This is a genomic window from Streptomyces thermospinosisporus, assembly GCF_039526425.1.
GTDB lineage: Bacteria > Actinomycetota > Actinomycetes > Streptomycetales > Streptomycetaceae > Streptomyces > Streptomyces thermocarboxydovorans.
This window is the reverse complement of the sequence record NZ_BAAAIZ010000041.1, coordinates 1-13,549: the sequence shown is the minus strand read 5'-3', so window position 1 is coordinate 13,549 and position 13,549 is coordinate 1. Positions and strand designations below refer to the sequence as shown.

The following is a 13,549-nucleotide window of genomic DNA, read 5'->3' as shown; positions in this document are numbered from 1 at the left end:
GCGGCGTCGAGCGCCCCCTGGGCCGAAGCCGGGATCAGCTGGATCTGCGGCGTGGCCGCCGCGGCGGCCGGGGGCGCGGCGACGACGGGGCCGAGCAGCAGCGCCGCGCCGGCCGCGGCGGTGAGGAGGGGGCGCAGGGACATGGGAAACCTCCCGTTGGAGCGACAATCCGACCTGTGGGGGTTCCAGCAGTACCCGGCGGGCGAGGCGGCGCCCGTCATCCTCACCCCTTCGGTGGCGAGTCCGCATCGGCCGTCGGAGAACGGTCGCGGGAGTGTCCGGAAGCTGTCACGTTTCCCGGCGGGCCGTTCCGAGGTGCCCCCGGCGGGCGCATGGTCGAGGTGTACGGCCCATCCGGATCGTCACGACGTGGAGGTGCGCCATGTGTGCCCACCGGTCTTCCTGCCCCCGCACCGGCTCACCGGCCCCGCACGTGGTGGCCGCCCACCCCGAGCAGGGCTGGAGCCTGCTGTGCGACGGCTCGATCGTCTTCGACGACACCGGCGAGCTGATGCCGGACGGCAGGGTGATCGCCCCGCACCGCGCCCCGGCCGACCGCCTCGTGGTCGCGGCCTGATCACCGGCCCGCCGCTCGGCAGACCGGGGCGGCAGGCTTCAGGGCAGCACGGCGAAGCCGTCGAGTTCGACCATCGCCTGTTCGTCCCAGAGGCGGACGACCTCGACGACGGCCATCGCCGGGTAGTCCCGGCCCGCGGCCTCCCGCCAGATGCGGCCCAGTTCGCGGGCGTGCCTGCGGTACTCGGCGACATCGGTGGCGTAGACGGTGACGCGGGCCAGGTCGGACGGGGTGCCGCCGGCCGCGCGCAGCGCAGTGAGGAGATTGTCCAGCGCCCGCTCGAACTGCTCGGGCAGGGTCTCGCCGGTCACCTTGCCGTCGCCGTCCAGGGCGGTCTGGCCGGCCAGGAAGACGACCCGGCTGCCGGTGGCGACCACGGCGTGACAGAAGCCGGTCGGCGGGGACAGCTCGGGCGGGTCGATGCGCTCGCAGGTCACCGGTCGGCCTCCGGATTCTTGGACAGTTCCTTGTACAACTCCTTGGCGATGATGCCCCGTTGGACCTCGCTGGCGCCTTCGTAGATCCTCGGCGCGCGGACCTCGCGGTAGAGGTGCTCCAGCAGGTGTCCGCGTTGCAGGGCGCGGGCGCCGTGCAGCTGGACGGCGTGGTCGACGACGTACTGCGCGGTCTCGGTGGCCAGCAGCTTCGCCATGGCGGCGCGCTTCGGGACGTCGCCCTCGCCCGCGTCGTACGCCGTGGCCGCCGCGTAGACCATCAGGCGGGCGGCCTCGGTGCGCAGCGCCATCTCGGCGACCTGGTGGGAGACGGACTGCAGATCGCTGAGCCGGCCGCCGAACGCCTCGCGGCGGGCGGTGTGTTCGAGGGTGGCGTCCAGCGCCGCCTGGGCCATGCCGACGGCGAACGCGCCGACGCTGGGCCGGAACAGGTTGAGCGTGCCCATCGCGACCCGGAAGCCGCCGTCCACCTCGCCCAGGACGTCGTCGGCGCTCACCGGAACGCCGTCGAAGCCGAGGGCTCCGATGGGGTGTGGGGAGAGCATGTCGAGGCCGGTGCCGGTCAGGCCGGGCCGGCCGGCGGGGACCAGGAAAGCGGTGACGCCGCGCGCCCCGGCGCCCGGCGTGGTGCGGGCGAAGACGGTGTAGAGGTCGGCCTCGGGGGCGTTGGAGATCCAGCACTTCTCGCCGGTCAGGCGCCAGCGGCCGGGGCCGTCCGGATGAGCGGTGAGCGACAGGGCGGCGGCGTCGGAGCCGGCCCCCGGCTCGCTGAGCGCGAACGCGGCCACGGCGCTGCCGTCACCCACCTGGGGAAGCCAGCGCTCCTTTTGTCCGGGGGTGCCGTGGGCGTGCACGGGGTGGGCGCCGAGGCCCTGGAGGGCGAGGGCGGTCTCGGCCTCGGTGCAGGCGTAGGCGAGGGACTCCCGCATCAGGCACAGGTCCAGGGCGCCGGAGGTGAACAGCCGCGGCAGCAGCCCGAGGGCGCCGAGTTCGGCGACCAGGGGCCGGTTCACATGGCCGGGTTCGCCCTTGTCGGCGAGCGGCCGCAGGCGTTCGGCGGCGAGCCTGCGCAGTTCGGCACACCAGGCGCGTTGTCCTGGTTCGAGCGAGAATGCGGTCATCACCGGTCCCCTCTCTCCCCGTGGGGGTCTGTCCCCGTGGGCCGCCCGGAGGCCTGCCGCCCGCGGGTCGCGCCTGAGCGCATCGAGGTTATCGCGGACCGTTGACTGCCGTCACCAACACGATACGCTCCTTCCCTGCGAGCCCACCACGCCGAGGGGGCGAATCGTCATGAACCCACGAGCCACCGCGCACGTCGACACCTTCGCCCGCGACAACCTCCCGCCACCGGAACAGTGGCCCGAGTTCCGCTTCGACCTGCCGGAGCTGCAGTACCCCGAACGGCTCAACTGCGCCGCCGCACTGCTCACCGGGCAGCCCGGCGACCGCCCGGTGTTCCGCGCCCTCGACGGCGGGAGCTGGACCTACGGCGAACTGCGCGCCCACGTCGACCGTCTGGCGCACATCCTGACCAGCGACCTCGGGGTCGTCCCCGGCAACCGGGTGCTGCTGCGCGGCCCCACCACCCCCTGGCTGGCCGCCTGCTGGCTCGCGGTGCTGAAGGCCGGGGCGGTCGCCGTGACCGTGCTGGCCCAGCAGCGCGCGCACGAGCTCAGCACCATCTGCGAGATCGCCCGCGTGCAGCACGCGCTGTGCGACATCCGCTCGGTCGACGACCTCGCCAAGGCCGAGGTGCCCGGTCTGCGCATCGCCACCTACGGCGGCGACTCCCCCGACGACCTGCTGCACCGCCCGGCGCCTGCCACGCCGTTCCGGGCGGTGGACACGGCCGCCGACGACGTGGCGCTGATCGCCTTCACCTCCGGCACCACCGGACGGCCCAAGGGCTGCATGCACTTCCACCGGGACGTCCTCGCCATCGCGGACACCTTCTCCCGCCATGTGCTGCGGCCCCTCCCGGAGGACGTCTTCGCCGGGTCTCCCCCGCTCGGCTTCACCTTCGGCCTCGGCGGTCTCGTCGTCTTCCCGATGCGGGCCGGGGCGAGCGCGCTCCTGCTCGAACAGGCCCATCCCGCCCAGCTGTTGCCCGCGATCGCGGAGCACCGGGTGTCGGTGCTGTTCACCGCGCCGACCGCGTACCGGGCGATGCTGGACCAGCTCGACGGGCACGACATCTCCTCGCTGCGCCGCTGCGTCTCGGCGGGCGAGAACCTGCCCGCGGCCACCTGGCAGGCCTGGTACGAGCGCACGAGGCTGCGCATCATCAACGGCATCGGCGCCACCGAGCTGCTGCACATCTTCATCTCCGCCGCCGACGAGGACATCCGGCCCGGCACCACCGGGGTCCCGGTGCCCGGCTGGCAGGCGCGCGTCCAGGACGCCGACGGCAATCCCGTGCCGGACGGCGAGCCGGGCCTGCTCGCGGTGCGCGGGCCGGTCGGCTGCCGCTATCTCGCCGACCCCCGCCAGCAGGAGTACGTGCGCGGCGGCTGGAACATCACCGGCGACACCTACGTCCGCGAGCCCGACGGCTACTTCCGGTATGTGGCCCGCGCCGACGACATGATCATCTCGGCCGGGTACAACATCGCCGGGCCGGAGGTCGAGGACGCGCTGCTGCGCCACCCGGACGTGGCCGAGGCGGCGGTGGTCGGACGCCCGGACGAGGACCGCGGTCAGGTGGTGGTGGCGTACACGGTGCTCAAGGAGGGCGCCGAACGGGACGCCGAGGCGCTGCGGGAGTTCGTGAAGTCGGAGCTCGCGCCCTACAAGTGCCCGCGCGAGATCGTCTTCCTGGATGCGCTGCCGCGCACCGCCACCGGAAAGCTGCAGCGCTTCCGGTTGCGCGGCTGACCAGGTCAGACGCGGGCGGCCGGGCTCCGGCGACGCGATTAGGATGATCAACGTGTCCGAAGAACAGCCCGCGCAGCACGCCCCGAGGTCCCTGATCGTCACGCTCTACGGCGCCTACGGCCGTTTCGTGCCGGGACCGGTGCCCGTCGCCGAGCTGATCCGGCTGCTGGCGGCGGTCGGCGTGGACGCCCCCTCGGTGCGCTCGTCGGTGTCCCGGCTCAAGCGGCGCGGGCTGCTCGTCCCGGCCCGCACCGCCGAGGGCGCGGCCGGCTACGAACTGTCGCCGGAGGCCCGCCAGTTGCTCGACGACGGCGACCGCCGCATCTACGCCACCGCGCCGCCCGAGGACGAGGGCTGGGTGCTCGCGGTGTTCTCGGTGCCGGAGTCCGAGCGCCACAAGCGGCATGTGCTGCGCTCCCGCCTGTCCCGCCTGGGCTTCGGCACGGCGGCGCCCGGCGTGTGGATCGCCCCGGCCGGGCTGTACGAGGAGACCCGGCACACCCTTCAGCGGCTCGGCCTGGACAGCTATGTGGACCTCTTCCGCGGTGAGCACCTGGGCTTCGCCGCGACCTCCGACGCGGTGGCCCGCTGGTGGGACCTGGCCGGGATCGCCAAGCAGCACGAGGCGTTCCTGGACCGCCACGAGCGGGTGCTTCAGGCGTGGGAGCGGCGGCCGGACACCCCGCCGGAGGAGGCGTACCGGGACTATCTGCTCGCCCTGGACTCCTGGCGCCACCTCCCCTACACCGACCCCGGCCTGCCGCCCGCGCTGCTGCCGCCCGACTGGCCCGGCGTGCGCTCCGCCGCCGTCTTCCGGGGCCTGCACGAGCGGCTGAGGGACGCGGGGGCCGAGTTCGTGGGGCTGTAGCCCCAGGGGCCTTCAGGTCTCCTCAGACATCCAGCGTGAGCCGGGGTTTGGGTGCGTCCGTGCGGCCCGTCTGGGGGCGTCTGCTGCCCGCCCGGTAGGGCGCCGGCCACACCGCGCCCGGCCCCTGGTAGCCCTGCTCGGCGGCCGCGTGCAGCGTCCAGTGCGGGTCGTAGAGGTGGGGGCGGGCGAGCGCGCACAGGTCGGCGCGGCCCGCGAGAATCAGCGAGTTGACGTCGTCCCAGGAGGAGATCGCGCCCACGGCGATCACCGGGATGCCGACGCGGTGCCGGATGCGGTCGGCGAACGGCGTCTGGTACGAGCGGCCGAACTCCGGCTGCTCGTCGGCGACCACCTGTCCGGTGGAGACGTCGATGGCGTCGGCGCCGTGCTCGGCGAAGGCGCGGGCGATCTCCACGGCGTCGTCGGCGGTGTTGCCGCCCTCCGCCCAGTCGGTGGCGGAGATCCTTACCGTCATGGGCCGGTCCTCGGGCCACACCGCGCGCACCGCGTCGAAGACCTCCAGCGGGAAACGCAGCCGCTTCTGGAGTGAGCCGCCGTAGGCGTCGGTGCGGCGGTTGGTCAGCGGGGAGAGGAAGCCGGAGAGCAGATAGCCGTGGGCGCAGTGCAGTTCGAGCAGGTCGAAACCGGCGCGCGCGGCCCGCTGTGCGGCGGCAGTGAACTGCTCCCTTATGTCGGTGAGCTGGGCACGGGTGAGTTCGCGGGGGGTCTGGCTGCCGGGCTTGTAGGGCAGCGGGGAGGCCGCGACCAGGGGCCAGTTGCCGTGGTCCAGCGGCTCGTCCATGCCCTCCCACATCAGCTTGGTCGACCCCTTGCGGCCGCTGTGGCCGAGCTGCACACCGATCGCGGTGCCCGGGGACCGGGTGTGCACGAAGTCGACGATCCGCCGCCAGGCCTCGGCCTGCCGGCCGGTGTACAGGCCGGCGCAGCCGGGGGTGATGCGGCCCTGCTCGCTGACGCACACCATCTCCGTCATCACCAGTCCGGCCCCGCCCAGCGCGCGGGCGCCGAGGTGGACGAGGTGGAAGTCGCCGGGGACGCCGTCGACGGCCGAGTACATGTCCATCGGGGAGACCACGACCCGGTTGCGCAGGGTCAGGTCGCGCAGCCGGAACGGGGTGAACATGGGCGGGGTGCCGGGCGGGCAGCCGAACTCGCGCTCCACCGACTCGGTGAAGCGGGCGTCGCGCAGCCGGAGGTTGTCGTGGGTGACCCGGCGGCTGCGGGTGAGCAGGTTGAAGGCGAAGCGCAGCGGCGGCTGGTCGAGGTAGAGGCCGAGGTTCTCGAACCATTCGAGGCTGGCCCGTGCGGCGCGCTGGGTGGAGGCGACCACCGGGCGCCGCTCGGCCTCGTAGGCCGTGAGCGCCTCCGGGACGGTGGGGTGTTCGCGCAGGCAGGCGGCGAGGGCGAGGGCGTCCTCGACGGCGAGCTTGGTGCCGGAGCCGATCGAGAAGTGGGCGGTGTGGGCGGCGTCGCCGAGGAGCACCAGGTTTTCGTGCGACCAGCGCTCGTTGACGACGGTGCGGAAGGTCGTCCAGACCGAGTTGTTGGAGCGCAGCGGGCGTCCGCCGAGCGCCTCGGAGAAGATCTTGGCGCAGCGTTCGATCGACTCGGTCTCGTCGAGTTCACCGAATCCGGCGGCGCGCCAGACCTCCTCGCGCATCTCGACGATGACGGTGGAGGCGTCGGCGGAGTAGGGGTAGCCGTGCAGCTGCATCACGCCGTGCTCGGTCTCGGCGATCTCGAAGCGGAAGGCGTCGAAGGCGAAGTCGGCGGCGAGCCAGATGTAGCGGCAGCGGTGCGGGGTGATGCGGGGGCGGAAGACCTCCTGGAAGGCGGTGCGGGTGGTGCTGTGGACCCCGTCGGCGGCGATGACCAGGTCGTGGGTCTCCATCAGCCGGGCGGGGTCGGGGGCGGGGGCGCGGAAGCGCAGGTCGACGCCGAGGGAGCGGCAGCGGTCGTGCAGGATCTCAAGGAGCCGGCGGCGGCCGAGGGCGGCGAAGCCGTGCCCGGAGGAGGTGTGCCGGTTGCCGCGGTGGACGATGTCGATGTCCTCCCAGCGGACGAACTCCTTGCGCAGCGCCTCGTAGACGACGGGGTCGGCGTGCTCGATGCCGCCGAGGGTCTCGTCGGACAGGACGATGCCGAAGCCGAAGGTGTCGTCGGGGGCGTTGCGTTCCCAGAGGGTCACCCGGCGGGTGGGGTCGAGGCGTTTGAGCAGTGCGGCGGCGTAGAGGCCGCCGGGGCCGCCGCCGGCGATCGCGATCTGCTGGGTGGACGCCATCCCTACCTCCCCTGCCACTTCGGGGGGCGCTTCTCGGTGAAGGCGGCGTGGAACTCGGCGTAGTCCGCGCCGTTCATCAGCAGGGCCTGGGTGGAGGCGTCGAGTTCGACGGCGGCCGCCAGGGGCATGTCCAGCTCCGCCGTGAGCAGGGCCTTGGTCTGGGCGTGGGCCAGGGCCGGGCCGTCGGCCAGACGGCGGGCCAGCGCCTGGGCGGCCTGGTCGGCGCCGCCGTCCTCCGCCATCTCGCTGATCAGGCCGATGCGTTCGGCCTCGGGGGCGCGGACCGGTTCGCCGAGCATCAGCAGGCGGGTGGCGTGGCCGAGGCCGACGACGCGCGGCAGCAGATAGGCGGCGCCCATGTCGCCGCCGGACAGGCCGACTCGGGTGAAGAGGAAGGCGAAGCGGGCGGTCGGGTCGGCCACCCGGAAGTCGCTGGCCAGGGCGAGGACCGCGCCGGCGCCGGCCGCCACCCCGTGGACGGCGGCGATCACCGGGAAGGGGCATTCCCGGATGGCGCGGACCACCTGGCCGGTCATCCGGTTGAAGTCGAGGAGCTGGGCGGTGTCCATGGCGAGGGTGGCGCCGATGATCTCGTCGACGTCGCCGCCGGAGCAGAAGCCGCGCCCCTCGCCGGCCAGCACCAGGGCCCGTACGGCGCGCTCGCGGGACAGCTCGGCGAGCAGGTCGCGCAGGTCGGCGTAGGCGCCGAAGGTGAGTGCGTTGAGCTTGTCGGGGCGGGCGAGGGTGACGGTGGCGACGCCGTCGTCGATTTCGACGCGCACATGCTCCCAGCGGGCGGTGCGGGCGGCGGAGCCGGTGAAGGGACTCATCAGGGCGGCCTCCTCGAAGCGGGCGCGGCACTGCTCGCTGAGCTCTACCACCCGAAGTTATCACTCATTCGTGACTGTCGTCAGGTAGGCGCAATACGGTGTGCCGTACGACCGCCGCGTTCGTCACGGCTCGTCCACAGGGAGGTAACGGAGCCGACCGGGAGGGGAGGCGGCGGAACGGGCTGGGTAGGCCGTCCGGTGCCGGGATCACCCGGTCGCACCATTGAGTAATTGAAAGCAGGACGGCCTGCTGTCATGAACGGACCCGCCTTGTACGAACGCTCCTCAGCCCCCGCCTCCTGGCGCGTGGCGCTGCCGCACAGCACCGCCGCGGTGCCCGTGGCCCGTGCGCTGGTCCGTACGGCCCTGACCGAGCAGGACCACTCCGCCGACCGCGACACGGCGGAGCTGCTGACCGCCGAACTGGTGGCCAACGCCGTCGAGCACACCTGCGCCGGAACGCCGATAGAGCTGGTGGTACGGCTGCTGCCGAACGGCTGCCGGGTCGAGGTGCACGACGGCGACCCGGAGCCGCCCGGCGATCTGACCCGGCCGTCCCCCGGCATGCCGGACCCCTGGCAGGAGCACGGGCGCGGTCTGCTGCTCCTGCGCACCCTGAGCTCGTCCTGCGGGCACCGCCCGACCGAGTCCGGCAAGGCGGTGTGGTTCCACCTCTCCCCGCTCCCCCGGCAGCGCCGGCCGCATTCCTAGACGGCCCCCGGGTCAGCACAGGGCCGCGGCCGGGCGCACCAGAGGTCAACCCAGGGTCGCGACCAGCAGCGCCTTGATGGTGTGCATCCGGTTCTCCGCCTCGTCGAAGACGACCGAGTGGGGCGACTCGAAGACCTCGTCGGTCACCTCGAGCGAGTCCAGGCCGTGGGCCTCGTGCACCTCGCGGGCGACCGCGGTGCCGAGGTCGTGGAAGGCGGGCAGGCAGTGCAGGAACTTCACCCCGGGGTTCCCGGTGGCGCGCAGCACGTCCATGGTCACCGCGTAGGGAGCGAGGGCGGCGATCCGCTCGGCCCAGACCTCCTTGGGCTCGCCCATGGAGACCCAGACGTCGGTGGCCACGAAGTCCACGCCGGCCACGCCCTCGGCGACCTCCTCGGTGAGCGTGATCCGGGCCCCGCTGGCGGCGGCCAGCTCGCGGGCGCGGTCCACGATCTCCTGGGCCGGCCAGTACGTCTTCGGCGCGACGATCCGGACGTCCATGCCGAGCAGGGCCGCGGTGACCAGGTAGGAGTTGCCCATGTTGAAGCGGGCGTCACCGAGGTAGGCGAAGGCGATCTCGGTGAGCGGCTTGGCGCAGTGCTCGGTCATGGTGAGCACGTCGGCGAGCATCTGGGTGGGGTGCCAGTCGTCGGTGAGCCCGTTGTAGACGGGCACCCCGGCGTACCGGGCGAGCTCCTCCACCTTGGCCTGGCTGTCCCCGCGGTACTCGATCGCGTCGTACATCCGCCCCAGCACCCGGGCGGTGTCCTTCACCGACTCCTTGTGCCCGATCTGCGAGCCGGACGGGTCGAGGTAGGTGGTGTGGGCGCCCTGGTCGGCGGCGGCGACCTCGAAGGCGCAGCGGGTGCGGGTCGAGGTCTTCTCGAAGATCAGCGCGATGTTGCGGCCCCGCAGCCGCTGGGTCTCGGTGCCCGCCTTCTTGGCGGCCTTGAGCTCCGCGGCGAGGGCGAGGAGGTGCCGGAGCTCCTCGCCGGTGAAGTCGAGCTCCTTCAGGAAGTGGCGGCCGCCGAGGTCTGTCGCCATGCGAGCTCCCGGATCCTTGATGACTATACGAACGAATGCATCACTATACAGACTCGGTCCTCAGTCCAGTGCCCGGGTCAGCAGTTCCTGCAGCCGCAGGCCGCGGGCCGCGTCCAGCGCGCCGGACCTGCCCGCGCGCACGGCCGCCGCGAACTCCCGGCGCAGCACCGGCCAGCACTCCTCATGGTCGATCCCCGCGGTGTCGTACACCAGCTCGTTCTCGGTCCCGAACAGCTCGATGCGGGTGCGCACGCCCGGCAGCCGCACCGCGCCCGACACGGAGGCCTGGCTGACCGCGCCGTTCGCGTGCTCGCAGGTCAGCTCGATCCAGCGGCGCGGGTCGCCGGTGCCGCGGATCGACACCACGGGGCCCACCGCCTCGTCCAGCAGGTCGATCAGATGCGGGCCGAGGTCCAGCAGCGCTCCGTGCTCCAGGCGCCAGGCGGTGGCCAGCTCGCCGCCGAGGAACCCGCCGTGCAGATAGCAGGAGCGGGCGCCGCGCACCTCTCCCAGTGCGGCGGCGCGGCGGAGGAACTCGCGGGTGGCCGGGTGGTAGCGCTTGGTCAGCACCAGCTGGGAGACCACGCTTGGTCAGCACCAGCTGGGAGACCACCTGGTGCTCGGCGACCGCCTCGGCCACCGCGCGGGCGCCGGCCAGGTCCGGGCCGAGCGGCTTCTCCAGCAACAGCGCCTTGCCCGCCCGGGCCGCGCGCACGGCGAGACCGGCCTGCACGGCGGGAGGCACGGCGAAGTCCACCGCCTCGCAGGTGTCGCGAGGAGTTCCTCGAAGGACGCGGCGACCGGGGCGCCGTAGGGGGCGGCCACCTCGGCGGCGGCCTCGGGGCGGCGCGCCCAGACACCGGCGAGGGCGGTCTCGGGACCTGCCGCGAGCATCCGGGCGTGCATGGTGCGGGCCCTGGGCCCGGCGCCGACCAGGCCGACGCGGACGGGGTGGCTGTCATTCAGGTGCTCCGGTTCGTGGTCTGGTCCGTCTGCGTCATTCGCTTGTGCGGCTGGAGTCCGTGCGGCTCGAGTCCGTACGGACTCCAGCCTGTGGGGGCTCGAGTCTGTGGGGGCTCGAGTCCGTGCGGCTCGGGGCTACGCCGCGATGTCCGCGAGCCGGGCGGTGGCCACCTCGGGGGCGTACAGGTGCTCCACCACCATCGCCGCGGCGCCCGCCAGGCCCGCCCGCTCGCCCAGGCGTGAGGTGACGACCTCGAGGTGGGCGGTGGTGCGCGGCATGGCCCGCTGGTACAGCACCTCCCGCACCCCGGTGACGAACGGCGTCCCGGCGAGATCGCCGGCGATCATCAGCACCCCGGGGTTGAGCAGGGTGACGACCGTGGCCAGCACCTCGCCGACCCGCATCCCCGCCTGCCGGGCGAGCCGCACCGCGTCGGGCTGGCCGGCGGCCAGCAGGGCACGCACGTCGGAGCCGGAGGCGGCGGGCACGCCCAGTTCGGTGAGCCGGCGGGCCAGCGCGCCGCCGCTGGCCACCGCCGCCAGGCAGCCGTAGGAGCCGCAGGCGCACAGCGCGTCGGCGCTGTCGTGCAGCCGGACGTGGCCGATGTCGCCCGCGCCGCCGTCGATGCCCCGGTAGATCCGCCCGCCGACCACGACGCCCGCGCCGATGCCGATGGAGGCCTTGACCAGGACGAAGGCCCCGCAGTCGGGGTGGCCGGCCCGCTGCTCGCCGTAGGCCATCAGGTTGGCGTCGTTGTCGACGAGCACGGGGACGTCCTCGGCGGCGCCCGGCTCGCGGGCGAGGAACGCGGCTGGAGTTCGACGCCGGTCACGCCGTGGTGCTGGCCGCCGACCTCGGCACCCGGCAGGCCCGCGCGGCCGTGCTCGACCTCGCCGGGCAGGTGCTGGCCGAGCGGACCGGGCCGCTGCGCATCACCGACGGGCCCGAACCGGTGCTGGACGAGCTGGGCGGCTGGTTCGCCGCCCTGGTCGCCGAGTCGGGCCGGGACGCCGCGGAGGTGTGCGGCATCGGCCTGTCCGTCCCCGGCCCCGTCGAATGGGACTGACCTGCCGGCCGCCGAAGAACCTCAGCCGGCTGATGGCGTAGGCGCCGGGGACGGCCGCCGCGAGGGTCAGGGCCACGGTGCCGAGGGAGACTGGCGGCGGACATCGAGGAGTTCGCCCTGCCCTGGGTCGTGGAGGGCACGGACCGGCTGGCCCGCGCCTGTGCGCAGGGCCTCGCCGACCTCGCCCTGCTGCGGGTGCCGGCCACCGGACCCGACGGCGAGGAGCTGCGGGTGCCGGGCGCCGGGATCCCCTGGTTTTTCACGCTCTTCGGGCGGGACTCGCTGCTCACCTCGCTGTTCGCGCTGCCCTACCGTGCCGCGCTGGCCGAGCACACCCTGCTGGCGCTCGCCGCGACCCAGGGCACCGAGTACGACGCCTTCCGCAACGAGCAGCCGGGGCGCATCGTGCACGAGGTGCGCCACGGGGAGCTGGCGCACTTCCGGCAGGTCCCGTACGGGCGCTACTACGGGGCGGTCGACTCCACGCCGCTGTTCCTGGTGCTGCTGCACGCCCACCGCGAGTTGGCGGCCCGGCTGGAGCCGCATGCGCGGGCCGCCGTCGACTGGATGCTCGGCGACGGCGGGCTGACCGAGCACGGCTGGCTGGTCTACATGCCCGACCCGAACGGTCTGGTCACCCAGAACTGGAAGGACTCCCCGGGCGCGATCTGCTTCGCCGACGGCACCGAGGCGACCGGCCCGGTCGCCGTCGCCGAGGTCCAGGGCTACGCCTACGACGCGCTGCTGCGGACCGCCGAGCTGGCCCGCGAGGTGTGGGACGACCCCGCGTACGCCGCCCGGCTGGAGTCGGTGGCGGCGGACCTGCGGGCCCGCTTCCACCGCGACTTCTGGCTGCCCGGGCAGGACTTCCCGGCCCTCGCCCTGGACGGCGAGGGACGCAAGGCCGATGCGCTCGCCTCCGACGCGGGGCATCTGCTGTGGTCGGGCATCCTCGACGACGAACGGGCGGCGCGGGTCGGACGGCGGCTGCTGGAGCCGGACTTCTTCTCCGGCTGGGCGGTGCGCACGCTCGCCTCCGGGCAGACGCCGTACCACCCGCTCTCCTACCACCGGGGCAGTTGCTGGCCGCACGACAACGCGGTGATCGCCCTCGGACTGGCCCGCCACGGGCTGACCGAGGAGCTGCGGACGCTGGCCGACGGGCTGCTGGCGGCGGCGGAGCAGCACGGCTGGCGGCTCCCGGAGGTGATGGCGGGCAACTCCACCGCAGACCACCCGGCGCCGGTGCCCTACCCGCACTCCTGCTCCCCGCAGGCATGGGCGGCGGCAACCCCACTGGCCCTGCTCACGGCCCTGCGCGGCGGCCACTGAGGCAACCAGTCCTCGCTTGTGACCGCTTGTGATCGCTTATGCCCCGGGGCGCCCCGGCGCCCTACGGCGGCTCCGGGACGCCCCGCCGGCCTTCCCAGCGCCCGGTGTCACCTGGCCCGGGGCTCCTGCCGGTCTCGCCGCCGTCCCGGGCCGCACGGCGCTGAGGCACCCGCCGGCCAATCCAGGCACTCCAAAACCGCATCACTCCCGGGCACCCGCCCGTCCCTCCGGGGTCCCGGAGCCGCATGGGGCTGGGTGCTCCGCCGGTTTTCCGGGCGCCCCAAAGCCGCATCACTTCCGCGCACCCGCCCGCCCCTCCGAGGTCCCGGAGCCGCATGGCGCTGGCGCGCCCGCCGGTCTCTCCCGGCGCCCCGGAGTCGCATAACCCCGGGCTCCCGCCGGTCTCGCCGCCGTCCCGGGCCGCACGGCGCTGAGGCACCCGCCGGCCAATCCAGGCACTCCAAAACCGCATCACTTCCGCGCACCCGCCCGCCCCTCCGAGGTCCCGGAGCCGCATGGCGCTGGC

Annotated in this window: 10 protein-coding genes and 4 pseudogenes; 6 read left to right on the top strand and 8 right to left on the bottom strand. The window is 73.7% G+C overall.

Annotated elements, in window-relative coordinates; all coding sequences use genetic code 11:
- Positions 1-382: 382 nt before the first annotated feature.
- The gene (locus ABD207_RS15145) at positions 383-577 is read left to right on the top strand and encodes a DUF5999 family protein (protein WP_344013308.1); all 195 of its coding nucleotides are present in this window, start codon (positions 383-385) and stop codon (positions 575-577) included.
- A 38-nt stretch (positions 578-615) separates the two neighbouring features.
- Here the strand turns inward: ABD207_RS15145 and ABD207_RS15140 are convergent, their stop codons facing one another.
- Both ABD207_RS15140 and ABD207_RS15135 read right to left on the bottom strand, forming a co-directional pair.
- The gene (locus tag ABD207_RS15140) at positions 616-1,014 is read right to left on the bottom strand and encodes a RidA family protein (RefSeq protein ID WP_344013306.1); all 399 of its coding nucleotides are present in this window, start codon (positions 1,012-1,014) and stop codon (positions 616-618) included.
- Positions 1,011-2,153 (bottom strand): acyl-CoA dehydrogenase family protein, encoded by a 1,143-nt coding sequence (locus ABD207_RS15135; RefSeq protein ID WP_344013305.1) that lies wholly within the window; start codon positions 2,151-2,153, stop codon positions 1,011-1,013. Before ABD207_RS15135 ends, ABD207_RS15140 begins: the two co-directional genes overlap by 4 nt.
- 169 nt (positions 2,154-2,322) lie before the next feature.
- Here ABD207_RS15135 and ABD207_RS15130 point away from each other — a divergent pair, with 169 nt between their 5' ends.
- Positions 2,323-3,906, top strand: a complete 1,584-nt coding sequence (locus ABD207_RS15130; protein ID WP_344013303.1) for an AMP-binding protein — start codon at positions 2,323-2,325, stop codon at positions 3,904-3,906.
- Positions 3,907-3,949: 43 nt separating this feature from the next.
- Positions 3,950-4,774, top strand: a complete 825-nt coding sequence (locus ABD207_RS15125; RefSeq protein WP_344013301.1) for a PaaX family transcriptional regulator — start codon at positions 3,950-3,952, stop codon at positions 4,772-4,774.
- A gap of 22 nt (positions 4,775-4,796) precedes the next feature.
- Here ABD207_RS15125 and ABD207_RS15120 read toward each other — a convergent pair whose 3' ends face one another.
- Complete coding sequence (locus ABD207_RS15120) at positions 4,797-7,076, bottom strand: bifunctional salicylyl-CoA 5-hydroxylase/oxidoreductase (protein WP_344013299.1); 2,280 nt, start codon at positions 7,074-7,076, stop codon at positions 4,797-4,799.
- A gap of 2 nt (positions 7,077-7,078) precedes the next feature.
- Complete coding sequence (locus tag ABD207_RS15115; protein ID WP_344013611.1) at positions 7,079-7,906, bottom strand: enoyl-CoA hydratase family protein; 828 nt, start codon at positions 7,904-7,906, stop codon at positions 7,079-7,081.
- Positions 7,907-8,161: 255 nt separating this feature from the next.
- Here ABD207_RS15115 and ABD207_RS15110 point away from each other — a divergent pair, with 255 nt between their 5' ends.
- Positions 8,162-8,617, top strand: a complete 456-nt coding sequence (locus ABD207_RS15110) for an ATP-binding protein (protein ID WP_344013298.1) — start codon at positions 8,162-8,164, stop codon at positions 8,615-8,617.
- Positions 8,618-8,662: 45 nt separating this feature from the next.
- Here ABD207_RS15110 and argF read toward each other — a convergent pair whose 3' ends face one another.
- The 3 genes and pseudogenes from argF to ABD207_RS15095 all read right to left on the bottom strand — a co-directional run.
- Complete coding sequence (gene argF, locus ABD207_RS15105; RefSeq protein WP_344013297.1) at positions 8,663-9,661, bottom strand: ornithine carbamoyltransferase; 999 nt, start codon at positions 9,659-9,661, stop codon at positions 8,663-8,665.
- Between the two features lie 60 nt (positions 9,662-9,721).
- Positions 9,722-10,567, bottom strand: a pseudogene (locus ABD207_RS15100) (Gfo/Idh/MocA family protein).
- A gap of 192 nt (positions 10,568-10,759) precedes the next feature.
- Positions 10,760-11,404 (bottom strand): annotated as a pseudogene (locus tag ABD207_RS15095) (ROK family protein); the annotation flags it as partial.
- 56 nt (positions 11,405-11,460) lie between these two features.
- Between ABD207_RS15095 and ABD207_RS15090 the strand changes: the two are divergent.
- Positions 11,461-11,691, top strand: a complete 231-nt coding sequence (locus ABD207_RS15090; protein ID WP_425580725.1) for a hypothetical protein — start codon at positions 11,461-11,463, stop codon at positions 11,689-11,691.
- Here ABD207_RS15090 and ABD207_RS15085 read toward each other — a convergent pair.
- Positions 11,681-11,782 (bottom strand): annotated as a pseudogene (locus ABD207_RS15085) (carbohydrate ABC transporter permease); the annotation flags it as partial. The gene ABD207_RS15090 and the pseudogene ABD207_RS15085 overlap by 11 nt on opposite strands.
- Positions 11,783-11,832: 50 nt before the next feature.
- Here ABD207_RS15085 and ABD207_RS15080 point away from each other — a divergent pair.
- A pseudogene (locus tag ABD207_RS15080) lies at positions 11,833-13,023 on the top strand (amylo-alpha-1,6-glucosidase); the annotation flags it as partial.
- Positions 13,024-13,549: the final 526 nt, after the last annotated feature.

Bases quoted from the DNA above. Each gene is read 5' to 3' on its own strand.
- ABD207_RS15145 (WP_344013308.1), top strand. From the start codon at position 383: ATGTGTGCCCACCGGTCTTCCTGCCCCCGCACCGGCTCACCGGCCCCG.
- ABD207_RS15135 (WP_344013305.1), bottom strand. From the start codon at position 2,153: ATGACCGCATTCTCGCTCGAACCAGGACAACGCGCCTGGTGTGCCGAA.
- ABD207_RS15130 (WP_344013303.1), top strand. From the start codon at position 2,323: ATGAACCCACGAGCCACCGCGCACGTCGACACCTTCGCCCGCGACAAC.
- ABD207_RS15125 (WP_344013301.1), top strand. From the start codon at position 3,950: ATGATCAACGTGTCCGAAGAACAGCCCGCGCAGCACGCCCCGAGGTCC.
- ABD207_RS15120 (WP_344013299.1), bottom strand. From the start codon at position 7,076: ATGGCGTCCACCCAGCAGATCGCGATCGCCGGCGGCGGCCCCGGCGGC.
- ABD207_RS15115 (WP_344013611.1), bottom strand. From the start codon at position 7,906: ATGAGTCCCTTCACCGGCTCCGCCGCCCGCACCGCCCGCTGGGAGCAT.
- ABD207_RS15110 (WP_344013298.1), top strand. From the start codon at position 8,162: ATGAACGGACCCGCCTTGTACGAACGCTCCTCAGCCCCCGCCTCCTGG.
- argF (WP_344013297.1), bottom strand. From the start codon at position 9,661: ATGGCGACAGACCTCGGCGGCCGCCACTTCCTGAAGGAGCTCGACTTC.